Origin of the sequence: Paraclostridium sp. MRS3W1 (genome assembly GCF_032465715.1) — a bacterium.
GTDB classification, from domain to species: Bacteria; Bacillota; Clostridia; order Peptostreptococcales; family Peptostreptococcaceae; genus Paraclostridium; species Paraclostridium dentum.
Map to the genome: position 1 here is coordinate 1 of NZ_JAWDJM010000190.1, position 24,382 is coordinate 24,382.

Annotated in this window: 23 protein-coding genes; 22 read left to right on the top strand and 1 reads right to left on the bottom strand. The window is 27.7% G+C overall.

Going from position 1 to position 24,382, the window contains the following annotated elements; genetic code table 11:
• The 5 genes from RWY47_RS16490 to galE form a co-directional block, all read left to right on the top strand.
• Window positions 1–972, top strand: a 972-nt coding sequence (locus RWY47_RS16490) for a hypothetical protein (RefSeq protein ID WP_316030374.1), incomplete at its 5' end; no start/stop codon positions are given.
• Window positions 973–1,031: 59 nt separating this feature from the next.
• Complete coding sequence (locus RWY47_RS16495) at window positions 1,032–2,387, top strand: hypothetical protein (RefSeq protein ID WP_224170690.1); 1,356 nt, start codon at window positions 1,032–1,034, stop codon at window positions 2,385–2,387.
• A 64-nt stretch (window positions 2,388–2,451) separates the two neighbouring features.
• Entirely contained in the window at window positions 2,452–3,681 is a 1,230-nt protein-coding gene (locus RWY47_RS16500; RefSeq protein WP_224170691.1) for a nucleotide sugar dehydrogenase, read from the top strand.
• 316 nt (window positions 3,682–3,997) lie between these two features.
• Window positions 3,998–5,107, top strand: a complete 1,110-nt coding sequence (wecB, locus tag RWY47_RS16505; RefSeq protein WP_224170692.1) for a non-hydrolyzing UDP-N-acetylglucosamine 2-epimerase — start codon at window positions 3,998–4,000, stop codon at window positions 5,105–5,107.
• A gap of 103 nt (window positions 5,108–5,210) precedes the next feature.
• Complete coding sequence (gene galE, locus RWY47_RS16510; protein ID WP_224170693.1) at window positions 5,211–6,212, top strand: UDP-glucose 4-epimerase GalE; 1,002 nt, start codon at window positions 5,211–5,213, stop codon at window positions 6,210–6,212.
• Between the two features lie 126 nt (window positions 6,213–6,338).
• On the opposite strand, the gene RWY47_RS16515 is transcribed toward galE, so the two are convergent.
• Window positions 6,339–6,872, bottom strand: a complete 534-nt coding sequence (locus RWY47_RS16515; RefSeq protein ID WP_224170694.1) for a VanZ family protein — start codon at window positions 6,870–6,872, stop codon at window positions 6,339–6,341.
• A 252-nt stretch (window positions 6,873–7,124) separates the two neighbouring features.
• Here RWY47_RS16515 and RWY47_RS16520 point away from each other — a divergent pair, with 252 nt between their 5' ends.
• The 17 genes from RWY47_RS16520 to RWY47_RS16600 all read left to right on the top strand — a co-directional run bounded on the left by RWY47_RS16520 (window position 7,125) and on the right by RWY47_RS16600 (window position 24,245).
• Window positions 7,125–7,751 carry a YveK family protein gene (locus RWY47_RS16520; RefSeq protein WP_224170695.1) on the top strand — a complete coding sequence of 209 codons (627 nt, stop codon included), beginning with the start codon at window positions 7,125–7,127 and terminating at the stop codon, window positions 7,749–7,751.
• 38 nt (window positions 7,752–7,789) lie between these two features.
• Window positions 7,790–9,625 (top strand): polysaccharide biosynthesis protein, encoded by a 1,836-nt coding sequence (locus RWY47_RS16525; protein WP_224170696.1) that lies wholly within the window; start codon window positions 7,790–7,792, stop codon window positions 9,623–9,625.
• Between the two features lie 90 nt (window positions 9,626–9,715).
• Window positions 9,716–10,318, top strand: coding sequence for a sugar transferase (locus RWY47_RS16530; protein ID WP_224170697.1), 603 nt, complete (start codon window positions 9,716–9,718; stop codon window positions 10,316–10,318).
• 11 nt (window positions 10,319–10,329) lie between these two features.
• The gene (locus RWY47_RS16535) at window positions 10,330–10,956 is read left to right on the top strand and encodes an acetyltransferase (protein ID WP_224170698.1); all 627 of its coding nucleotides are present in this window, start codon (window positions 10,330–10,332) and stop codon (window positions 10,954–10,956) included.
• Window positions 10,957–10,967: 11 nt separating this feature from the next.
• A complete protein-coding gene (locus RWY47_RS16540) occupies window positions 10,968–12,101 on the top strand; it encodes a DegT/DnrJ/EryC1/StrS family aminotransferase (protein WP_224170699.1) in 1,134 nt (377 codons plus the stop codon).
• A gap of 10 nt (window positions 12,102–12,111) precedes the next feature.
• Complete coding sequence (locus tag RWY47_RS16545) at window positions 12,112–13,218, top strand: glycosyltransferase family 4 protein (protein ID WP_224170700.1); 1,107 nt, start codon at window positions 12,112–12,114, stop codon at window positions 13,216–13,218.
• Window positions 13,219–13,239: 21 nt separating this feature from the next.
• Window positions 13,240–14,391: a glycosyltransferase gene (locus tag RWY47_RS16550; RefSeq protein ID WP_224170701.1), complete on the top strand. Its 1,152-nt coding sequence runs from the start codon at window positions 13,240–13,242 to the stop codon at window positions 14,389–14,391.
• A gap of 30 nt (window positions 14,392–14,421) precedes the next feature.
• A complete protein-coding gene (locus RWY47_RS16555; protein WP_224170702.1) occupies window positions 14,422–14,967 on the top strand; it encodes an acyltransferase in 546 nt (181 codons plus the stop codon).
• Window positions 14,968–14,987: 20 nt separating this feature from the next.
• Window positions 14,988–16,328: a nucleotide sugar dehydrogenase gene (locus RWY47_RS16560; RefSeq protein WP_224170703.1), complete on the top strand. Its 1,341-nt coding sequence runs from the start codon at window positions 14,988–14,990 to the stop codon at window positions 16,326–16,328.
• A 2-nt stretch (window positions 16,329–16,330) separates the two neighbouring features.
• Entirely contained in the window at window positions 16,331–17,305 is a 975-nt protein-coding gene (locus RWY47_RS16565; RefSeq protein ID WP_224170704.1) for an SDR family oxidoreductase, read from the top strand.
• A 15-nt stretch (window positions 17,306–17,320) separates the two neighbouring features.
• Window positions 17,321–18,652, top strand: coding sequence for an O-antigen polymerase (locus RWY47_RS16570; protein ID WP_224170705.1), 1,332 nt, complete (start codon window positions 17,321–17,323; stop codon window positions 18,650–18,652).
• Entirely contained in the window at window positions 18,649–20,181 is a 1,533-nt protein-coding gene (murJ, locus tag RWY47_RS16575; protein ID WP_224170706.1) for a murein biosynthesis integral membrane protein MurJ, read from the top strand. The genes RWY47_RS16570 and murJ overlap by 4 nt, the downstream gene beginning before the upstream one ends.
• A gap of 145 nt (window positions 20,182–20,326) precedes the next feature.
• Window positions 20,327–20,767: a hypothetical protein gene (locus tag RWY47_RS16580; RefSeq protein WP_224170707.1), complete on the top strand. Its 441-nt coding sequence runs from the start codon at window positions 20,327–20,329 to the stop codon at window positions 20,765–20,767.
• A 192-nt stretch (window positions 20,768–20,959) separates the two neighbouring features.
• On the top strand, window positions 20,960–21,934 hold the full coding sequence (locus tag RWY47_RS16585; protein WP_224170708.1) for a methionine ABC transporter ATP-binding protein: 975 nt from the start codon (window positions 20,960–20,962) through the stop codon (window positions 21,932–21,934).
• 2 nt (window positions 21,935–21,936) lie between these two features.
• Window positions 21,937–22,602: a methionine ABC transporter permease gene (locus RWY47_RS16590; protein ID WP_224170709.1), complete on the top strand. Its 666-nt coding sequence runs from the start codon at window positions 21,937–21,939 to the stop codon at window positions 22,600–22,602.
• Window positions 22,603–22,615: 13 nt separating this feature from the next.
• Window positions 22,616–23,452: a MetQ/NlpA family ABC transporter substrate-binding protein gene (locus tag RWY47_RS16595; protein ID WP_224170710.1), complete on the top strand. Its 837-nt coding sequence runs from the start codon at window positions 22,616–22,618 to the stop codon at window positions 23,450–23,452.
• Between the two features lie 10 nt (window positions 23,453–23,462).
• Entirely contained in the window at window positions 23,463–24,245 is a 783-nt protein-coding gene (locus RWY47_RS16600; protein WP_224170711.1) for a DUF169 domain-containing protein, read from the top strand.
• Window positions 24,246–24,382: the final 137 nt, after the last annotated feature.

The window sequence follows — 24,382 nt, forward strand, 5'->3', positions numbered from 1 at the left end:
ATATATATTATTATTTCATTTTTAATTCAATTAATTTTAGATAGTGGAGTAGAAATATTATCTACTATAAGATTTCTATTATACATTTTAATATTAATTATGGGGTTTGATTATTTTGATTTTAAATTTGGTATAAAAATTTTAAAATATGCAACATTAATAATTTCTATATACACAATTATTCAATTTTCTTTTTTTATTATATTACATGTAACATTACCGTGGAGAGTTCCTGGATTAAAAGTAATGGATGAATCTTTTATTTTAAAAGAAGCGTCTACATATTATCTAACTTTTTATAGACCTACAGGTGTTTTTTTAGAGCCAACTCATTTGGTACAATATATCTTTGTATACCTAGTATATATTTTATTTAGAGTAGACAGTAAACTAGATTTAAAAAATGCAATTATAATTTCTACAGCTATTGTGTGTTCAGGGTCTTCCTTAGGTATGTTTTTACTAATAGTAACCTGGGGAATGTGGGCAATTCAAAAAGCTTTTAATAGAAATTTAAAAATTAGTTTCATTTTAGGAAGTATAGTTGCATGTATTATTCTAGTAATAATTTCACCTATCGTTTTAAAATTGCCATACATTGAAAAAATATTTACTAGAGTAATAACGGATGGTGGACTTAATGGAGCTGCGGTTGGATATAGATTCAAATCATTAGAATTAATTTTAGAAAACCATATTCCAACTATATATAGAATAATCGGATATGGAAGAGGCACAAATGATGTGTACATGACAGCTATACCGTATTTGATATATTGCAATGGGATAATTGGATTTGGAATATATCTTTGGATGATGGTGAATTTGATTGTAAAAACTAAATACTTCCCAAGAGCATTGGCTATAATTATTTTAATTACATCTACAGGAAGTGAAATGATAATAAATTTTGGAGTACTATTCTACACAATGTATATTATAAGCGGAGAATTTTATAGAAGAAAAGTATAATAGAATTTATAAATAATCATATGATTATTTATAAAAGTAATTTTTTAGGAGTACATAAAATGAAAAATATATTAATTGTATCGTACTTTTTTGCACCTGCAAATATGATGGGAGCAGTAAGAGGAACTAAGTTAGCAAAATATTTTAGTCGTTTAGGCTACAATGTAACAGTTATTTGCAGTAAAGATAATAAATTGTTATTTATGCCTATAGATGTAAAAGAGGATGTTAATTTGAAAAAAGACATAGAGAATATAGAATGTATAAGAATAGGTCATTCCTATGCATATCAAAAAATAGCTTTTATTTTATATAAAATAAATAAGAAAATTTTTCCCAAAGGGACAATTCAAGACAATAACAACGATAAAAAAAATAATAATAAATCAAATACACTAAAAAAGTTTTTGAAAAATTCTATACATTTATTAACGTACTTGACTACATTAGGACAAGATATGGACTATAAATCACAAGTTTTAAAAAGTATAAAAAAAGAAAAAATTAATATTCATAGTTATGATGTGGTTATATCTACATATGGACCACTAGGAAGCCACTTAGTTGGAGAAGCGATAAAAAAAATTGTGCCAGATATAAATTGGATATGCGATTTTAGGGACCCTATGGTACTGAATTCAGAAGAAAATATTCAAAATAAAATTAGTAGATATATACAATCTAAAATGTGTAAAAAAGCAAATTATATAACCGCTGTATCTAATGGAAATTTAGAAATGATAACTGAAGGTAAGTATAAAGAGAAGTCATTTACTATCACAAATGGATATGATATGGAAGATATAAAATTAACAAAAAATAATTTAGAATTAAAAAAACTATCATTTGTTTATACAGGGACTACATATGCAGGAAAAAGAGATTTATCTCCAATTTTTAAATCTATAAGAGAGCTAATTAATGAAAAAAAAATAGACAAAAACAATATTATGTTTAATTATGCAGGAACAGAAATTGATTATTTAAAAAAACAGGCAAATGCATATAATTTAACGGAAATTATTCGGAATTATGGGTATATTTCAAGAAGTGAGTCAATAAATTTGCAATCACAGGCTGACTTATTAGTTGTATCAACATGGAATGATAATAACCATAAAGGCGTATTACCAGGAAAATTTTTAGAGTATATGTCATATAAGAAAAATATTATAGGAATTATAAACGGTAATTTAGAAAGTAGTGAAATGACTTCAATTATAAGAGAATATAACTTAGGAATTGCTTATGAAAAAGTAAATGATGAATTAGATTATGAGAATCTAAAAAAATATATATATACTAAATATTTAGAATGGTCTAAAAATGGCGTTTGCTCATATGAAGCTGATGTGAAAAAAGTAGAATTACATGATTATAGATCAATTTGTAATCAGTTTAAAGAATTATTTTAAAATGAATAGAAAATATAAATAAATTTATTTAAATAAAAAATAAAAAGAATCAAGGAGTAGTTGTATGAAAAGCTTAAATATAATAGGGTTAGGATATATTGGATTACCTACAGCGCTAATGTTTTCAGCTAATAATGTAGATGTAATAGGAACTGATTTAAATACAAACTTAGTAGAAACTTTAAATAATGGTAAATTAACATTTGAAGAAAATGGATTAGAAGATTTATACGAAAAAGCTGTAAGAAGTGGCATAAAATTTTCAGATAAATACGTAGAAACTGATAAGTATATAATAACTGTTCCTACTCCATATATAGAGGAAAACAAAAAGATAGATCCATCATATGTAATAAAAGCTGTAAATACAGTATTAGAGACATGTAAAATTCCAAGTATAGTTGTAATAGAATCAACTGTATCTCCAGGAACTATAGATAAACATATAAGACCTTTAGTAGAGGAAAAGGGATTAGTTATAGGAGAAGATATTCATTTAGTTCATGCTCCAGAGAGAATAATTCCAGGAAATATGGTTTATGAATTAGAACACAATTCAAGAACTATAGGTGCAGATGATAGATCTATTGGAGAAGAGGTTAAATCATGGTATAAAAATTTCTGTAAAGGAGAAATTGTTGTTACAGATATAAAAACTGCTGAAATGAGCAAAGTTGTTGAAAATACTTTCAGAGATATAAATATAGCATTTGCTAATGAATTAGCTAAAATTTGTAGATCAGAAGGTATGGATGTTTATGAACTTATAAGGATAGCCAACAAGCATCCGAGGGTAAATATTCTTCAACCAGGGCCGGGTGTAGGAGGACATTGTATATCTGTAGACCCTTGGTTTTTAGTAGGTGATTACCCAGAAATAGTACATACTATATTATCTGCAAGGGTTGTAAATGATTCTATGCCTAAGTACGTATTAGAAAGAATTCAAAATATAATGAATGAAAACAATATAGATAGTTTCAAAAAGGTAGGTTTATATGGAATGACATATAAAGAAAATATTGATGATATGAGAGAGAGTCCAACCCTTCAACTTATGGACTTAATGCAACAAAATCATATAGAAGGTGTAAAAATATATGATCCATGGATAAAGGATAAAAAATTTGAAAATCAATTTAATAATTTTGAAACATTTATAAATGATGTAGAGATTGTAGTAATATTAGTTGCACATAGTCATATAAAAGAAAATATTAACTTATTAAAAAATAAGATAATATATGACACTAGAAATATTTTAGATATAGATAAAAAAGTATATAAACTATAAATATATACCTAGGTATTCCCTAGGTATATATTTATAGTTATGCACACTAACTTAAATTTAATATATTAAGTAGTATGTTTTTTAAATAAACAATATCATTTGATTCATATATATGATTTTTTTTATAGAGATTATTTTCTTTAATATCCAGAAAACTACGTATATGTTTAGAATATAATAGAATTTCATTATGTTCTAAGTTTCTATGAGTTAAAAGATGTTTTTCCATAAGAAACCTCCAAAGTAATATATATTATATTATATGAATCTATTATATGTTTAATACAAAAAATATTTAATATAGTAGGGAGAAAATATGAAAAAATTAAAAGTTATGACAGTATTTGGGACTAGACCAGAAGCTATAAAGATGGCTCCTTTAGTTAAAGAATTAGAGTGTAGAAATGAAGTAGAAAGTATAGTTTGTGTTACGGCTCAACATCGACAAATGTTGGATCAGGTATTAGATACATTTAATATTGAACCAGATTATGATTTAAATATAATGAAGCAAGGTCAAACTTTAGTTGATATAACAACTAGAGCACTGCAAAGCTTAGATAAAGTTATAAAAGAAGTTAAACCTGACATAGTATTAGTCCATGGAGATACTACAACTACTTTATCAGGAAGTTTTGCTGCTTTTTACAATCAAGTTTCGGTAGGGCATGTTGAAGCTGGATTAAGAACGTATGACAAATATTCACCATATCCAGAGGAAGTAAATAGACAAGTTACAGGAGTTATAGCAGATATGCACTTCGCTCCGACAGAAAATTCAAAGGAAAATTTATTAAAAGAAGGAAAAAAAGAAGAGGATATATATGTAACAGGAAATACGGCTATAGATGCACTTAAAACTACTATTAAAGAAAATTTTAAGCATGAAGTTATTGAAAAATTAGGAAATGACAAAATGATACTTTTAACAGCTCACAGAAGAGAAAATTTGGGAGAAAATATGAAAGGTATGTTTAAAGCGATAAAGAGAATAGTAGATGAGTTTGAAGATATTCAAGTTGTATATCCAATTCATTTAAATCCTTTAGTTAGAGATACTGCAAATGAAATATTTGGAGATAGTGGTAAGGTTCACTTAATAGAGCCTTTAGAAGTATTAGATTTCCATAACTTCTTGAATCAAGCTTATATAATAATGACAGATAGTGGTGGAATTCAAGAAGAGGCTCCATCTTTAGGTAAGCCTGTACTAGTACTGAGAGACACAACAGAAAGGCCAGAAGGTATAGATGCTGGAACTTTAAAATTAGCAGGAGTTGAAGAAGAAACAATATATAATATGACAAAGGAATTATTAACAAATCAATCTGTTTATGATTCTATGGCAAAAGCATGCAACCCATATGGTGATGGAAATGCTAGCAAATATATAGTTGATGCAATAATTAATAAATTTAAGAATTAATAAACTTTAAAAGTCAAAGGAAAATAGAACCTTTGACTTTTAAAATCTAAAAATCTATTTATAAATTAAATTTAAAATATTCTATAAATTAGGAGGAACATAGATGAGTATTCTTATAATTGGGGGAGCAGGATACATAGGAAGTCATACAACTAAATATTTTATTGAACAAAATGAAGATGTAATAGTAGTAGATAACTTATTAACAGGTCATGAAAAAGCTTTATCAACTGATAAGTTTTATAACTGTGATATAAGAGATAAAGAAAGTTTAGATAAAATATTTAAAGAAAATGAAATAGAAGCTGTTATACACTTTGCCGCTAATTCATTAGTTGGAGAAAGTATGGAAAAACCATATGAGTATTATCATAACAATGTATATGGAATGATGTGTTTACTAGATGTTATGAAAGAAAACAATGTTGATAAAATTGTATTTTCATCAACGGCGGCTACATATGGAGAGCCTAAAAATATACCTATAATGGAGTCTGATGAGACAAATCCAACTAACACTTATGGGGAAACAAAATTAGCAATGGAAAAAATGATGAAATGGTTTGATAATGCTTATAAAACTAAGTATGTATCATTAAGATATTTTAATGCTGCAGGAGCCTACTTTGATGGAAGTATAGGTGAAGATCATAAAACAGAATCCCATTTAATACCATTAATACTGCAAGTTCCTTTAGGTAAAAGAGAACATATAAGTATATTTGGAAATGATTATGATACAAAGGATGGTACATGTATAAGAGATTATATTCACGTTATGGATTTAGCAGATGCACATTATAAAGCATTAGAGTATTTAAGAAAAGGAAATAAAAGTGATATTTTCAACTTAGGAAATGGCAATGGATATTCAGTTAAAGAAGTTATAGATATAGCTAGAAAGGTAACTGATTTTAATATATCTGCAATAGCGGAAGAAAGAAGAGGTGGAGATCCAGCTGTTCTTATTGCTTCTAGTGAAAAAGCTAAAGATATACTTAAATGGAATCCTAAGTTTGATTCTCTAGAAAAGATAATAGAGGATGCTTGGAATTGGCACAAGAACAATCCTAATGGATATTCTAAGGAAAAGTGTAGAATATAAATAATTTAAAAATAAGAAAAGAGATGAGATATTAGTTAGCGAAGAATACAAATATAAGTTGTAGCTACCTTTAAAGCTTTATTTTAGATTTGGTAGCAAAACTTATATTTGTGTTCAAGCGCCCAACTAAGATTGGTCATCTCTTTTTAAATTTCTAAAATAGTTTATGAATTTAATATACACATAAGATCCTAAAAATCCACCTAAAGTATTTAACCAAACATCATCTATTTCACAAAATCTATAAGGGATAAATCCTTGAGTAGATTCTATAAATAAAGTTAATGCTAAACTAGCAAAAACAACCTTTTTGATATTACAGTTAGTTTTTGCACAAGCAAAGAAACCAAATGGCATAAATAAAACTAGATTTCCTACGTTTTGATATAAAAAGTACATTAAGCCACGAGTTAAATACGTACTTATAGGAACTTTTAATGGTATTAAATTAAAAATCTCAAACTTAGAAAAAGGAACGTCTAATCTAATTGGAAATAATGTCATAGCAACTACTGCAACTATAGACATATATAAACCAAGATTAATGCATTCATTTTTAAAATTAAAACTTTTACTATTTATAAAACATAAAAGACTTCTAAGAAATATATAAGCCCATAAAAAACATAGTAAAACTACAAAATTAAACCGTATTACCAAAATTACACCCCCCATGTAATAAAATTTAAAACAACTTAAATATTATAACATAACGAAAATAAGTTAGCGAAAAATAAAAAATATAAGTTGTAGCTACCTTTAAAGCTTTACTGTAGCCTTGGTAGTAAAATGTATCTTTTTAAAATGAAAAAAATAGTCACATAAAATAAATCAATTTAATAAGATAAAGAGGGTAGAAAAATATGTAGAATAAACAATGGAATTGTAAAATAAAGTCAATGGAGGTCAAAAATGGAGGATAATATTGGCATAAAAGGATACTTACAAATTATAAAAAGAAGATCATGGATAATATTTTTAATAACATTCATAGCAATATTTGTAAGTGCAGGTGTAAGCTTCTTTGGAGTAAATCCAGTATATGAAGCGAATACAACTCTTTTAGTAGATATTAATAAAAAAACTGGGTCTGAAATGATAACAACTGAACAGCTCAGTGTTTCTGAAAAATTAGCAGTAACTTATGGAGAAATAATAAAATCAAAATCAGTATTAAATGAAGTAGAAAATTCACTAGATTTAAAATGTGGATATGAAGAACTCTCAGACAAGGTAAACGTCTCATCAATCAATAAAACGCAAATCATTTCAGTATCAGTTCAAGATACAAATCCAAAAAGAGCAACAGACATAGCTAATGCTATACCAACAGCATTTCAACAAGAAGTAAAAAGAATAACACAAGCTAATGACGTTAAGGTAATAGATAAAGCTGTAGTTCCAAACCAACCTATAAAACCAAACAAAGCAACAATCATAGCGATATCAGCGATATTAGGAATCATGATATCCTTATTTATTATATTTTTACTTGAATATATAAGACCTAAGGAAGGTGTCAAAAAAAATGATAAATAAAAATTTATATAAAACTATATTGGTAGTTGGATATAAGCATGTGCAAAATTAGGCAACTAATTTTAATTGCAACAGATATAGTATGTATAGTATTAGCCTTTCTAATTTCTAACTGGATAATATATTCTAAATATAAATTACAAGATGTAGGATTATATGAAATTTTAACTTTTATTATTGTAAGTATAGTTGTTTTATCTATCTGCAAATGTTATAGAAATCTATGGAGATATGCAGGAGAAGAAGAATTAATAGCAATAGTATTTGCATGTATATTATCAATAATTGCAACTTATTCAATTCATTTATTGATAGGAATAGAATTTCAACAAACTTTTTATATACTGAATTTAATAATAACAACCTCGCTAATCAGTTGGGCAAGACTTACCTACAGAACAGGAAGGCGAGTTTTAATAAGAAGTAGATTAAAAGAAAAACCATCTAAGGTCCTTATTGTAGGAGCAGGAAGTGCAGGAGATATAGTAATACAAGAACTTAAAAATAATCCTAAACTTTTAAAAAAGCCTATAGGAATAGTAGATGATGATATAAAAAAACAATGTAGAAGAATGCATAACGTACCTATTATAGGTATGGTAAAAGACATAGACACTATAGTAACTAAATATGATATTGATGAAATTATAATAGCTATAGCTAATATAAGTAGAAAAGATAAAAAGAATATTATAGAAGTTTGTAAGAAAACAAAATGTAAATTAAAAACTATTCCAGGTATATTTGAAATTATAGATGGAATTGTAGATATAAAAAAAATTAGAGATGTTCAAATTGAAGATTTACTAGGTAGAGATCCAGTAAAAGTAAACCTAGATGAAATAAGTGGATATTTACAAAATAAAGTAGTATTAGTTACGGGTGGAGGTGGAAGCATAGGTAGCGAATTATGCAGACAAGTATCAAGCTTAAACCCAAAACAACTTATAATACTTGATAACTATGAAAATAACGCATACGCAATTCAACAAGAATTAGTAAGAAAATATGGTACGAGCCTAAATTTAATTACAGTAATAGCATCAATTAGAGAAGAAGAGCGTATGGATGATATATTTAAAAAGTATAAACCAGATGTAGTATTTCATGCAGCTGCACATAAACATGTTCCACTTATGGAAAAAAACCCAAGTGAAGCTGTAAAAAATAATATATTTGGAACAAAGAATGTAGCAGTTTTAGCTGATAAATACAAAGTTAAAAGGTTTGTGCTTATATCTACAGACAAAGCTGTTAATCCAACCAATATAATGGGAGCAACAAAAAGAGCTGCAGAAATGATAATACAAACTATGAATGAGAAAAGTGAAACAGAGTTTGTAGCTGTTAGATTTGGAAATGTTTTAGGTAGTAACGGAAGTGTTATTCCATTATTTAAAAATCAAATTGAAGAAGGCGGACCAATAACTATAACTCACCCAGAAATCACTAGATATTTTATGACTATTCCAGAAGCTGTACAACTTGTTATACAAGCAGGCGCAATGACAAAAGGTGGAGAGATATTTGTACTTGATATGGGAGAGCCTGTTAAGATAGTTGATTTAGCAAAAAACTTAATCAAACTTAGTGGATTTGAGATAGATGTTGATATATTTATCGAGTTTACAGGGCTTAGACCAGGAGAAAAGTTATATGAAGAGTTGCTTATGAGTGAGGAAGGACTGACTGATACAAGTCATGAAAAAATATTTATAGGAAAACCAATTAGTATTAACGTAGAAAAATGTAAGATGAATTTAGAATTTTTAAAAGCTATAGTAGACAAAGAAAGAGTAGAGCTAATTGATATTATTATGAGAGAGTTAGTTCCAACTTATATTACACCTGAAGAAGCAAACAAGAGTAAGTGAAGACCGCGGACTTGAAGTGTTTCGTCAATAAGCTATGATTTACGCTTAGACTATGCTGATAATAAAGCTTAAAAGAGGTGGAAAGAATTTATGCAGAAGTTTATAAAAAGAGCTATTGATATTTTAGGTTCTTCGCTAGGTGGATTATTAATTTCTCCTATTTTAATTATCATAGCTATTTTAATAAGGATTAAGTTAGGATCTCCAATATTTTTTACTCAAGATAGAGTAGGAAAAGATGGTAAGGTCTTTAAAATAGTAAAATTTAGGACAATGTTAGAAGCTTATTATAAGTTTGGGGAGCCACTATCTGATAAGGAAAGAGTAACTTCATTTGGAAATTTTCTTAGGAGTACAAGTTTAGATGAGTTACCAGAACTTATAAATGTGTTAAAAGGAGATATGAGTTTGGTTGGACCAAGACCATTACTTGTTGAATATATAGTTTTATACTCTAAAGAGCAATTTAGAAGACATGAAGTTAGACCAGGAATGACAGGGTGGGCGCAGGTTAATGGAAGAAATAATTTAAATTGGGATGAGAAATTTAAAATGGATGTTGAGTATGTAGATAATGTGAATCTCTTACTTGATATAAAAATTCTTTTCTTAACTATATTTAAGGTTTTAAAAAGAGATGGAATAAGCAAAGATGGCCATGTAACTATGGATAAATTTAAAGGTAATCAATAGTAGGTGATTGTATGAAAGAAGTTATTGTTATAGGTGCAGGAGGCCATTCATCTGTAATAATTGAAATTATCGAAGCTATGATAGATTCTGGGAATGATTTAAAAATTAAAGGATTATTAGATGATAATGAAAAAATATCAGAATTTATGGGATATAAAATAATTGACAAGATAGAAAATGCAATGCTTTATAATAGTGAAGACACTGAGTATGTAATAGCAATAGGCAATAATCAAACAAGAAAGAAAATATATAATAAATTTAAAAACTTAAAATATTTTACAGCCATTCATCCAAGTGCCATTGTAAGTAAAAGTTCAGTTATAAAAGAAGGAACTGTTGTAATGGCTAGATCCGTAATAAATGCAAATAGTGAAGTTGGAAGTCATGTGATTATAAACACTGGAGCAATTATAGAACACGATAATAAAATAGGTGATTTTTGTCATATATCACCTGGAGCAACATTATGTGGAGGAGTGACTATAGGAGAAGAAACTCATATAGGAGCAAACTCAACTATTATTCAATATAAAAGTGTAGGGTCAAAAACAATAATAGGTGCAGGAGCTACAGTTATAAATGATATAAAATCAAATGTTGTTGCAATTGGATGTCCTGCAAAACCAAAACAATAGAGGTTATAAAAATGGAAAAGAAGATATATCTATCTTCCCCTCATATGGGAGGAGAGGAGTTAAATTATATAAATGAAGCATTTTATACAAATTGGGTTGCCCCACTTGGACCAAATGTTAACAACTTTGAAAAAGCAGTATGTGAATACACAAAGTCAAAAGTTGCTACAGCCTTAGCTAGTGGAACTAGTGGAATACATTTAGCACTTAAGTGTTTAGGAGTAGGACAAGGAGATATTGTATTTTGTTCAACATTAACTTTTTCAGCTACTGCAAATCCTATAATATATCAAGGTGCAGAGCCTGTGTTTATAGATTCTGAGTATGAATCTTGGAACATGAGTCCAATTGCACTTCAAAAAGCTTTTGATGATGCAGAGAAAAATAAAAAAATGCCAAAGGCTGTTATAGTAGTTAATTTATATGGACAAAGTGCAGATTACGATAAGTTAAAAGATATATGTAATAAATACAATGTTCCAATTATAGAAGATGCGGCGGAGTCTTTAGGTGCAACTTACAAAGGAGCTCAAAGTGGAACTATAGGCGATATAGGTATATATTCATTTAATGGAAACAAGATAATCACTACTTCTGGTGGTGGGATGATGGTTTCAGATAATGAAGAATATATAAAAAAAGCTTTGTTTTGGGCTACTCAATCTAGGGAAAATGAGAGACATTATGAGCATAAAGAATTAGGGTTTAATTACAGAATGAGCAATGTTGTTGCCGGAATCGGCATAGGACAGATGAAAGTTCTTGATGAAAGAATAGAAAAGAAAAAAGAAATTTATGAAACTTATAAAAGTGCTTTTAAAGATATAGATAATATACAAATGATGAATGTATGTAACTTTGGTAAGCCAAATTACTGGTTATCTGTAGCTACGATAAATGTAAAATCTGAAATTAAACCATTAGATATAATATTGGCTTTAGAAAAAGAAAATATAGAAAGTAGGCCAGTATGGAAACCAATGCATATGCAGCCTTTTTTTAAAGAGTATAAATTTTTTAGCTCTTTAGATATAGAAAGTGTATCAGCGGATTTATTTAATAGAGGCATATGTTTACCATCAGATACAAAAATGAACGAAGAGGATATAAAGAAGGTAATAAATATAATTACACAAATGTTTTAAGGAGTGTCTTATGAAAAAAATTCTAATTTTAGCTAACTATGATATAGGATTGTATAACTTTAGAAAAGAATTACCTCAGCGATTACTAAGGCTTGGATATGATGTAACAATAGCTTTACCATATGGAGAAAAAGTTGAAAAGTTTAAAGATATGGGATGTAATTTTATAGAAACTCCTATGAACAGAAGAGGTATGAATGTTGTACAAGATTTAAAATTATTGATTCAATATATAAAAATTATAAAGAAAATCAAACCTAACTTAGTTCTTACGTACACTATAAAGCCTAATATTTATGGAGGAATAGCGTGTAGAAGTTTAAACCAAAAAGTAATTCATACAGTTACAGGTTTAGGTAGTGTATTTATACGAGATTTATGGATAAAGAAAATATTAATAAAGTTAAATAAATTTTCATTTAAAAATGCATGTCATATATTTTTCTTAAATAAAGAAAATGAAGATTTTTATAAAAACATAAAGATAATAGCAAATCAACATCAGATAAGTGTTGTTCCAGGATCAGGAGTAAATCTTAAAGAATTTCAATTCAATGAATACCCTAATAATGAAAAAATCAAATTTACCTTTATAGCTAGAGTTATTAAAGATAAAGGAATAGAAGAGTTTTTAGAAAGTGCTAAAAATATAATAGATAAATATCCAAATGTAGAGTTTGATGTAGTTGGAGCAATTGATGAAGATATATATCTAAATAAATTAAAGGAATATGAAAAGTTAAAAGTTATAAATTATTTAGGTTATAGATCAGATATCCAAGAGATAATGAAAAAATCATCATGTATAGTACTGCCATCATATGGAGAAGGAAGGGGAACTGTACTTCAAGAAGGTGCAGCAATAGGAAGACCATTGATAACTTGTGACACATATGGGTGTAAGGATAATGTAGATGATGGATATAATGGATATTTGTGCAAAGTTAAAGATTATAAAAGCTTACAAAACTCTATGGAAAAATTTATAAACCTATCTTTTGAAGAAAAGAAAGAAATGGGTTTAAATAGTAGGACTAAAGCAGAAAAAGAATTTGATAGAGATATAGTAATAAAAAGCTATATTGATAAGATAAATCAAATTACACAAATGTTATAGATAGAAAGAGGTTTATAAAATATGAGTCTTTTATTTATACATGATCATAAATTTCCTAAGTTTAAATATGAGTATTTTTGCTCATATGGATTTGATGATAAATTTTGTGATAGATATATTCAAAACTTTGGGAAAATCAAAATTATGGCCTGTCATACTAAAGCAAATATAAATGAAACAAAGTTTTCAGATACAATAAGCAAAAATATATCATTTATTACTTTTAATAGTATAAAAGATATATTAAAAAGAAAAGTTAGAAAACAGATAGAAGAAGAGATAAAACAAAGTGGATATTTAATTGTAAGATTGCCTAGCTTTATAGGGTTAATGTCTTTGAAATATATAAGAAAATTAAATAAACCTTATTTAGTTGAAATGGTAGGTTGTCCATTTGATGCTTTATGGAATCACAGTATATCCGGTAAATTTTTAGCACCAATTATGTATATGCTGTGTAAAAAAGAAATTAAAGAAGCTCCTTATGTTGTTTATGTAACTAACGAGTTTTTACAAAAAAGATATCCAACCAAAGGTGAAAGTATATCTTGTTCAAATGTTATGTTACCTAAAAATGAAAAAGATATATTACAAGATAGATTGAAAAAAATACAAAGTGAAAAGTTAAATAAAAAAATTATTTTAGGAACATGTGCAACAGTAGGGTCCAGATATAAAGGACAACAAAATGTAATTAAAGCAATAAAAGTTTTAAAGGAAAAAGGATATGAAATAGAGTATCAGCTAGTTGGAGGAGGAGATAATTCCTACCTTAAAAATATAGCTAAAAAATATGATTCTTATGAAAATGTTAAATTTATGGGAGTACTAACACATAGTGAAGTATTTGATTGGCTAGATAATATAGATATATATGTTCAACCTAGTTTAACAGAAGGATTACCAAGGTCATTAATTGAGGCATTAAATAGAGGATGTCCAGCTATAGGAAGTGATGCAGGAGGAATACCTGAGTTGCTTTTAGATAAAAGTATATATCCCAAAAAATCATATAAAGAATTTGTAGATGCTTTTGAATATGTAAATATGCACAGAGAAGAACTAGCAATTATAAACTTAAAAAAAGCAAAAGAATATGAAAATAATAAATTAGAAGCTAGAAGAAGTGAATTTTTTAAAATGTTTAAAGAATTTGCAAATATATTGAATTAAATAAATTTAGTTTAAGTAATGGAGAATATTATGAGATTAAATAAAAAGCTATCAATATATTTAAACTTTATATTCAGAAACATACCAATACACATGGTGTTTTTAATTACATCATTATTTCCAAATCATTTATATACCAACCTAATTAGAGGTTTTTTAATTAAACCATTTATAGGATCAAGCGGTAAAAAACTACAAATCGCACCCCGAGTTACCATAAATAATCCAGAAAATTTACATGTGGGAAACAACTGCTATATCTCACACAATGTTTATATAAATGCTAAGGGAAAAATTATATTAGATGATAATGTTATTATTGGGCCAATGAGTGTATTAGCTACAACAAATCATGTATTTGAAAATGGAGTTGTAAAAAACAAAGGGATAAGTAAGCCTATTCATATAAAAAAAGGAACTTGGTGTGCGTCTCATGTTGTTATTACAAGTGGGGTAACAATAGGCGAAGGAAGTTTAGTAGCTGCAGGATCTGTAGTAACTAAAAATGTAGAAAACAACATTATAGTAGGCGGAGTTCCCGCTAAATTTATTTCAACTAATGATTATATATCATAAGTTGAAAGGAGGATTTTAAATTGACATTAGAATTGTATCATAAAATAAAAGATAAAAAAGAAAATATATCAGTAATTGGATTGGGATATGTAGGTATGCCATTAGCAATTGCTTTTGCTAAGAAAATAAATGTAATAGGATTTGATGTAAATAAAGAAAAAATAGAACTATATAAACAAGGAATTGATGTTACTAATGAGGTAGGAAATAAAGCTTTAAAAGAAACAACAGCTTTAATGACAAGTGATGAAACTAAGTTAAAAGAAGCTAAGTTTCATATAATTGCAGTTCCAACTCCAATAAATGATGATAAAACTCCAGATTTAAGACCAATAATTGGAGCAAGTAGAGTTTTAGGAAGAAATTTAACTAAGGGATCTATAGTAGTATATGAGTCAACTGTGTATCCTGGAGTTACTGAAGAGGTATGTATACCTATATTAGAAGAAGAATCTAACCTGAAGTGTGGAGTTGATTTCAAGATTGGATATTCTCCAGAAAGAATAAATCCAGGAGATAAGCTTCATAGATTAGAAAATATAACTAAAGTAGTATCTGGAATGGATGAAGAAAGTTTAGAAAATATAGCTAGTATATATGAATTAATTATAGATGCAGGGGTTCATAGGGCAGAGAGTATAAAAGTAGCAGAAGCCGCTAAGGTTATAGAAAACTCTCAAAGAGATATCAATATAGCCTTTGTAAATGAGTTATCGATGATTTTCAATAAAATGGAAATAGATACGAAAGCAGTTTTGGAAGCATCTGGAACTAAATGGAACTTCTTAAAATTTTATCCTGGATTGGTTGGAGGGCACTGCATAGGTGTTGACCCTTACTATTTAACACACAAAGCTGAACAAATAGGATATCATTCACAAGTTATATTATCAGGAAGAAGAATAAATGATGGGATGGGTAAATATGTAGGAGAATCTACAGTTAAGAATCTAATAAAAGCTAATAAGCAAGTAAAGGGAGCTAAAGTAGCAATTTTAGGTATGACGTTTAAAGAAGATTGTCCAGATGTTAGAAACTCTAAAGTTATAGATATAATAAATGAATTAAAAGAATATGGAATAAATGTGTTTGTTGCTGACCCTATAGCAGATGAAAATGAGGTTAAAAGAGAATATGGGATAGAGCTAACTAAGTTTGAAAATATAAAAAATATGGATGCAGTTATAGTGGCTGTAGGGCATAAGGAATATATGGAATTAACTTTAGAATCTATAAAAAAATTGTATGAAGAAAAGCCTGATTCATTAAACAATGAAGATAAATTAGTTTTGGTTGACGTTAAAGGTATATTTGATAAAAAAGAAGCTCAGTTAAAGAATTACTTATACTGGAGGTTATAAAGTTGGGATACCAAGACGTACAATTTCCTAAAGGAACTAAGTTTTTAGTAACAGGTGGAGCTGGATTTATCGGCTCCAACCTTATTGAAGTACTGTTAAATAAAGGTTATTTTGTAAGAGCTTTAGATAATTTTTCAATAGGAAAAAGAGAGAATGTAAAAGATTTTATGGAAAATGAAAACTTTGAGTTTGTAGAAGGCGATATAAGAGATATCAAAATATGCCAAGAAATTTGTAAAGATATAGATTATATATTGCATCAAGCAGCTTGGGGCTCTGTTCCTAGATCAATAGAAATGCCTTTGTTATATGAAGAAATAAATATAAAAGGAACTCTAAACATGATGACAGCTGCTAGAGATAATTCAGTTAAGAGGTTTGTATATGCATCATCATCATCTGTTTATGGAGATGAACCTAACTTACCTAAAGTAGAAGGAAGAGAAGGAAAGTTATTATCTCCTTATGCTATAACAAAGAAAGTTAATGAACTATACGCTAGAAATTACTTTGACTTATATGGATTAGAAACTGTTGGGATGAGGTACTTTAATGTATTTGGTAGGAAACAAGATCCAAATTCGTATTACTCAGCAGTTATTCCAAAGTTTGTTAAATTACTTTTAAGCGATGAATCACCTACTATAAATGGAGATGGAGAGAATTCAAGAGACTTTACTTATATAGATAATGTAATAGAAGCTAATTTAAGAGCTTGTTTAGCTCCAAAAGAAGCTTGTGGAAAAGCTTACAATATAGCCTATGGAGGTAGAGTTTCTCTAAATGAATTATATGAAAATTTAAATAAACTATTATGTAAAGATATAAAACCTATATATGGACCATCTAGAAAAGGTGATATTAAACATTCAAATGCAGATATATCAAATGCTAGAAAATTATTAAATTATAATCCAAGTTATAGCTTCGAGGATGGAATAAAATTGACGATAGATTGGTACAAAAAAAATTTATAATAAAGGAAAATTACTATGGAATTACTATTTACTATAATAATATTTATTCAACTAGTAATAGCTATTATCATATTAAAAGAAACGCTACATCCATTAGTTATTTTAAAAAGTGTAGTATTTTTAGGGTCCATAGGATTATTAATATTTCATAAAGAATGGGGTATTAATATTTCAGCTATGACAGTTTTTATATTGAGTACTGCAATTATGTGGGTGGACTTAGGTTTTGCATTTACGATGATGATAGCAAATACATCAAAGAGAGGAAATTTACATTTAAAAAACAATGATAATTTACAAAATAAGAAGTATGAACAAAAGATATTAAACATATCAACCAACAAGGCAATTTTATCAACTATATTAATTTTAATAACTATTATAGTGTATTTAAGTATTGGGAGTGAGTATATAGTAGGATCGGACAATATAAAAGAGTTTACTAGAAACTTAATGATATACAAAGGAGAAACTAGATCTAATGGGGATGTGGACTTAGGTATATGGACATATATTATATTAGTATGTCGTATGTTAGGTGTAGTATATTTATACTTTGCAGTCAAAGAATACATGACTAGTGGATGGAGTAAAAAAGTTAGTATTTTATTAATGCCGTCCATAGCTGTATTTATAATGGGATATATTTTAGGGATAAGATCTATACTTGTAATATATTCATTAATTATTGTATTTGTAGCATATAAAATTCAAGTAAATAGCGATAAATATGAAAATGGTAGAGATAAAAAAAGATTAGAAATTAAGTATCTTATCATGGGAATTTTGTGTATAGGGCTCATTTTTTCTTACTTTTTTATAGCGGGTAAACTAGCAGGAAAAATAGATCCTAATGAAGGTCTAAACAATATTGCTATTTATCTAAGTGGTGGTATAGGTGCATTTGATCATGTGTATAAAAACTTAATATTTACAAGCGATTTATTTGGGCAACAGACATTTAGGATAATATATAAAGCATTAAATGTAATTCCATTGTTTGATTTTGAAACTCAAAACACCATAAGTACTACTATATATGGAACTGGTGGATTTAGAACTAATGTATATACTTCAAATCTAAACTTTATGGCTGATTTTGGATATATGGGAGTTATATTATGCAATATGTTAATAGGAATGTTTCATGGTTTTTTATATAATAAATCAAAAAATGAAATTGATGCAGGTGTATGGACTGTGTTAAATGCGTTTTTTATGATGCCTCTAGTATCTTACTTAAATGCAGAAAAATACTTTGCAGCTATGCCATTAAATGCAATATATTTTATAGCAATATATCTTCTTATAAAGTTACCAATTTTATATAAAAGGCGAGTAAGATGAATAAAGTAGCCAAAACCACATTGATGTTAATGATAATAACTATAATATCTAAAATTTTGGGTTTTGCAAGAGAATTAGTGCTGGGGGGAATTTATGGGACTACATTTTACAGCGATGCATATATAGTTGCTATGAATATACCTGGAACACTATTTTCTTTAATAGGAATTGCATTAGCTACAACCTTTATACCTTTATACTATGAAAATAATAAAAGTATAAAAGAGAGCAATAAATTTGTAAATAATATCTTTAATATAACCTTGATTTTAAGTGGGGTACTAGTATTATTAGTGCTACTATTTACAGATCAAGTAGTAAAAATATTTGCGATGGGATTTGATGGTTATACTTTCAAGTTAACCGTAGAATTCACAAGAATTATGATATTTGGAGCATTGTTCATGGGAACAAGTAGTATAATAACATCTTTTTTACAAGCTAAAGAAAATTTTATGATTCCAGGGCTTGTAGGAATTCCATTCAATATTATTATAATAATAGTTATTATACTGAGCCTTAAGATAAATATATATATACTACCAATAGGTACTGTAATTGCTATGGCAAGTAGACTGGTTTTTCAAATTCCAAGTGCTCGTAGATATGGATATAAATATAAATTTGAAATTGGATTGAAAGAAGACTATATAAAAAAAGTTATATGGTTAGTAGGCCCTGTATTTATTGGAGTTGCGGTGAATCAAATAAATACAATGGTAGATAGGACCTTAGCATCTACATTATTGGAAGGAAGTATTTCAGCTTTAAATTATGCTAACAGATTAAACTCTTTTGTAATGGGATTGTTTATAGCATCAATAGGAACAGCTATATACCCGGCATTATCTAAAATGTCGTCTGATAGTAATAAAGAGAGCTTTACAAAAACTGTGTATAAGAGCGTTAACAGTGTAATCCTTTTAGTTATTCCAATATCAGTAGGTGCTATGGTTTTAGCTACACCGATAGTTAGTTTATTGTTTGAAAGAGGTGCGTTTGATGCAAATGCTACTAAAACTACAGCAAGCGCATTGATATTTTATTCTATAGGAATGGTTGGATTTGGGCTCAGAGATATATTGGGTAATGTATTTTATTCATTACAAGATACAAAGACTCCTATGATAAATGGAGCTATGGCTATGGGAATGAATATAATACTAAACTTAATATTAGTTAAATTTATGGGTCATGCAGGATTAGCATTTGCTACAAGCTTATCAGCGATTATATGTATATTGATTTTATTTAGAAGTCTTAAGAAAAAGATTGGATATTTTGGTCAAGATAAAATAATAAAAACTACAATTAAATCAATTATATCATCTATTTTGATGGGAATCACAACGTATGTTATATATAGTATGTTATCAGGTATGTTGGGAATTGGAACAATACAAAAAGCTATATCATTATTTGGATCTATAGGAATAGGTGCTTTAACATACGGAGTATTAATAGTAATATTAAAAGTTGAAGAAGTAAGTATGATAATTGATTTTGCAAAAAAGAAATTGAACATGTAGTTTTATATAAAAACAAACTAAAAAAGATGACTAAGCTATATATCAATTTTAGTCATCTTTTTAATGATTTGTTGATATAACTAAGCAAAATATATAGTATAATAAATATAAAAATTAAAAAATTAACAATCAAGGGGAAAATTATATGAATTTAAGATTGACTAGTATCGGGATATTATTAGTATTATTTATATTTACGGTAGGGTGTAGTAAGTCACATAAAACTGTAGAAGATAGTCAAGAAACAGCAAAAGAAAATGAAATTGAAAATCAAGAAGATGAAGATTTAAAAGAAATCAATATACAAGAATTGGAACAAAAATTATCTGCAGCATCGTATAGTAGTGAATCAGAACCAATACAACGCAGTATGGAAGGTTCTCTAGAATATGTAAAAGGAATTTTACCAGAAGGTGTAAAAGAAATTGATAGAACTTATGAAAGTGAGGTTGGGGTAACAGCAGTTACATATAAAGCAGATGATATAGAGTTTGAAGTTAGATATATGCATCCATATAAAGACAATGGAAATAGTGATGAATATGATTTAAGTAAGACTGCAGGAATAGATTTGACATTAAAATAAAAGTTTGAAAAAAGTTCATGGATTATAATCTATGAACTTTTTTATGTTAAAAAACAATTTAATATAAAGGTAATCGATATAAGTAAAGATATATATAGAAAATAACTATAAGAGGAAATAATTGTTAAATGTTATAATTAAAAATGTAATTTACATTATAATTGAGAAAAATGATGGGATGATAAATCGAAAATGATAGAAATAAAAAATTTGAGCAAGAAATATGGAGAAAATGAAATATTAAAAAATATAAATTTAACTATAAATAGTGGAGAAATTTTTGGATTAGTTGGAGCCAGTGGAGCTGGAAAATCAACTATACTAAATTGCATAAATGGTATAGATGAATACCAAAATGGATCTATACTAGTGGATGGAATTAAAATAGAAAGTTTAAGTACAAGTGAGCTTAGAGAGATGAGAAAGAATATTGGAGTTATATTTCAAAATGCTTCACTATTAAAAAGAAAAGATGTATTTCAAAACATTTCATTGCCATTAGAATGTTGGGGATATGATAGAGCCTTTATAAAGGATAGAGTATATAAGCTAGCTGAAATGGTTGGAATAGAAAATAAACTAAATTCAAGACCTGATGAGTTAAGTGGAGGTCAAAGGCAGAGAGTGTGTATTGCAAGAGCGTTAGCCTTAGAACCTAAATATCTATTGTCTGATGAGTCAACATCTGCCCTAGACCCAAAAACAACTTTATCTATTTTAGAATTAATAAAACAAATCCATAAAGAGATTGGATTAACAGTAGTTTTTGTTACCCATGAAATGCAAGTAATACAAAATATATGTGAAAGAATGGCTATTTTAGAAGATGGAAATATTTCGGATTGCGGATATGTAACAGAAATGTTCCTTAATAAGCCTAAATCATTACAGAGGTTATTAGGAAAAGAAGAAATGGAACTTCCTGAAGAAGGAATCAATTTGACTTTTAATTTATTGTCAGATACAGTAAATATGCCTATTTTATGTGATCTAGTTAAAATATCAGAAAATAAAATATCTATAGTTGATGCTAAATTTTATAATTCTATTTCAGGTAAAATATGTAATATAACTATAAATCTAGTCAAAGAAGATTTATGTGTAACAACAAACTATTTAAAAAGTAAAAACATTTTATTTAAAATAATTGAAAATGGAGGGAGGTAGTTATGTTTACAAATACGAGGCTATTTAAATATCTTCCTAATATAATAATTCCATCAATAATTGTTACACTTAAAATAATATTTTTTTCAGCGATACTATCTATTATATTTGGAATTTTTTTAGGGATAGTACTGGTTATTACAGATAGTGACGGGTTGAATCCAAACAAAATAATTAATTCAATAATCAATAAAACAATAGATATTATTAGATCCTTTCCAGTTTTAATATTAATTGTAGCTCTTATGCCTCTGACTAGAATAATAGTTGGAACAACTATTGGGGCTAATGCTGCAATTTTTACTATTACAGTTGCCTGTACTCCATTTGCAGCGAGAATGACTCAAAATTCATTGCAAACTGTTGATAAACAAGTTATAAAGATGGCAAAGTCTTTTGGTTTAAAAAATTGGCAAATTATTTTAAAGGTTATGATTGTTGAAGCATTACCAACATTAGTATCAAATTTAACTATACTTTTAATTAATATGTTGAATGTAACATCAATTGCTGGTGCTGTTGGAGCAGGTGGATTAGGAGCTGTAGCACTTACATATGGATATCAAAGATTTGATGATGCAATTATGTATTTCGTAGTTGCTATTTTATTAATATTTGTAGCAATTATTCAAGGTATAGGAAATAAATTATATAAATATTTACAATAAAGGGGTATATAGGATGAATAAAATTAAATTTAGAAAAATAATTTTAGCTATATTGAGTATCGTTTTATGTTTATCATTAGTAGCATGTAGTAATGATAAAAAAGAAAGTAAAGATAAGGTAATTAAAATTGGTGGAACTGAGATTTCTCAAATATCTTATGAAGCAATGAATAAAGAGTTTGAAAAAATGGGTTACAAAACAGAATTTGTTTGCTTTGACTCAAATCCAGTAGTTTTAGAAGCTTGTAATAATGGAGATGTAGATATTGCATTAGGACAACATAGTAAATTTGTAAAAAGCTTTGATGAAAATAACAATGGAGATTTAGAAATGGTAAAACCATATGGTTACTACACAGGGATAGGATTGTATTCAGAAAAATATGATTCTGTAGATCAATTCCCAAATGGAGCAACTATAGCTATTATGAATGATGCAATGAATATGGATATTGGGTTAAGAGTATTACAAAAATCAGGACTGATTAAATTGTCTGATAAGGATACAGGAGCCTACACTATAGCTGACATTATAGAGAATCCTAAAAAAGTTAATATAGTGGATATGGAACAGGCACAGACAGTTAGAAGTTTAGAAGATATGGATGGAGCCTTAGTATTTTTTACTCACATGAATAATGCAGGGAAAGATCCAAAATCTTATATTATAAGAGATGAAGAATCTATTAATTGTCCTATGGGTCCTATTGTAAAAAAAGAAAATGCTAAAACTAAATGGGCAAAAGATTTTGCATCTTGTTTAAAAGTTGAATCTGTTCAAAAAGAAATAGATGGAGAATTACCAGGAGTTTTTACTTTTTATAAAGATGATAGTGAAGTAAAGGAATAAGTGAGAATATATGCGTGAAAATTGGAAGAAATCAATAGATATTATATATGCATCATTAGAATTAAAAAGAAAAATAGTTGGGGTTAAATTTTTACAGTCAAAGACTGAATTTGAAAATACAGATGCTATTATACCTAAAAATCCTATGAATTATTGTGGTATGATTAAAAGTGCAACTTGTGGATATAAAGTTAAATTAAATGAAAATTTAATAGCATGTAAAAGTGGAGTAAAGGTACTTGGTATTAATTCATTAGATTTGGAAAACTCTAATGGAGAAAACTGGACAAGGCTTGGACTATATAAAGATAAAAAAATTAGCAAGGATGTAAGAGTAAATCTAGCTTATAAGAGCGATAAAGCTTATGGAGTTATAGCTCAACCAATAGAAAATTTTGAAGAAAAACCAGATATTATTATTATAGTAACTAATCCATATAATATTATGAGATTGGTACAAGGATATTCATATCATTATGGGATAGCTAAAAACATAAACTTTGTTGGGAATCAGGCTATTTGCTTAGAGTGTACTGCTCGTCCGTTTGTAGTTAAAGACTTAAATATTTCAGCATTGTGCATTGGAACAAGGCATAGAGCCGGATGGTTAAATGATGAGTTAGCAGCAGGTATACCGTTTGATCAATTTGAAAATATAGCAGATGGTATTTTAAAGACTATAAACATAATGGAAAGTAATGAGAATAAGGAAAAAATTAAAGAAAAAATGAAGTATTATAATATTGAAAATTTTGATATTAAATACAATTACAATTATTATAATAATATTTAAAAAGGATATATACCTAATAAAATACTTTACAGTGTTTTGTTAAGTGTATATCCTTTTTTCATGTTAAAGAGAAGTGAATTGTATACTACTAAAGTCTTAAAAAGTAGAAGAAAATGTATACTACCGTATAATATAAA

Excerpts from the sequence above, each read along its gene's own strand:
- RWY47_RS16495 (WP_224170690.1), top strand. The coding sequence starts at position 1,032 with ATGAAAAATATATTAATTGTATCGTACTTTTTTGCACCTGCAAATATG.
- RWY47_RS16500 (WP_224170691.1), top strand. The coding sequence starts at position 2,452 with ATGAAAAGCTTAAATATAATAGGGTTAGGATATATTGGATTACCTACA.
- wecB (WP_224170692.1), top strand. The coding sequence starts at position 3,998 with ATGAAAAAATTAAAAGTTATGACAGTATTTGGGACTAGACCAGAAGCT.
- galE (WP_224170693.1), top strand. The coding sequence starts at position 5,211 with ATGAGTATTCTTATAATTGGGGGAGCAGGATACATAGGAAGTCATACA.
- RWY47_RS16520 (WP_224170695.1), top strand. The coding sequence starts at position 7,125 with ATGGAGGATAATATTGGCATAAAAGGATACTTACAAATTATAAAAAGA.
- RWY47_RS16525 (WP_224170696.1), top strand. The coding sequence starts at position 7,790 with ATGTGCAAAATTAGGCAACTAATTTTAATTGCAACAGATATAGTATGT.
- RWY47_RS16530 (WP_224170697.1), top strand. The coding sequence starts at position 9,716 with ATGCAGAAGTTTATAAAAAGAGCTATTGATATTTTAGGTTCTTCGCTA.
- RWY47_RS16535 (WP_224170698.1), top strand. The coding sequence starts at position 10,330 with ATGAAAGAAGTTATTGTTATAGGTGCAGGAGGCCATTCATCTGTAATA.
- RWY47_RS16540 (WP_224170699.1), top strand. The coding sequence starts at position 10,968 with ATGGAAAAGAAGATATATCTATCTTCCCCTCATATGGGAGGAGAGGAG.
- RWY47_RS16545 (WP_224170700.1), top strand. The coding sequence starts at position 12,112 with ATGAAAAAAATTCTAATTTTAGCTAACTATGATATAGGATTGTATAAC.
- RWY47_RS16550 (WP_224170701.1), top strand. The coding sequence starts at position 13,240 with ATGAGTCTTTTATTTATACATGATCATAAATTTCCTAAGTTTAAATAT.
- RWY47_RS16555 (WP_224170702.1), top strand. The coding sequence starts at position 14,422 with ATGAGATTAAATAAAAAGCTATCAATATATTTAAACTTTATATTCAGA.
- RWY47_RS16570 (WP_224170705.1), top strand. The coding sequence starts at position 17,321 with ATGGAATTACTATTTACTATAATAATATTTATTCAACTAGTAATAGCT.
- murJ (WP_224170706.1), top strand. The coding sequence starts at position 18,649 with ATGAATAAAGTAGCCAAAACCACATTGATGTTAATGATAATAACTATA.
- RWY47_RS16580 (WP_224170707.1), top strand. The coding sequence starts at position 20,327 with ATGAATTTAAGATTGACTAGTATCGGGATATTATTAGTATTATTTATA.
- RWY47_RS16585 (WP_224170708.1), top strand. The coding sequence starts at position 20,960 with ATGATAGAAATAAAAAATTTGAGCAAGAAATATGGAGAAAATGAAATA.
- RWY47_RS16590 (WP_224170709.1), top strand. The coding sequence starts at position 21,937 with ATGTTTACAAATACGAGGCTATTTAAATATCTTCCTAATATAATAATT.
- RWY47_RS16595 (WP_224170710.1), top strand. The coding sequence starts at position 22,616 with ATGAATAAAATTAAATTTAGAAAAATAATTTTAGCTATATTGAGTATC.
- RWY47_RS16600 (WP_224170711.1), top strand. The coding sequence starts at position 23,463 with ATGCGTGAAAATTGGAAGAAATCAATAGATATTATATATGCATCATTA.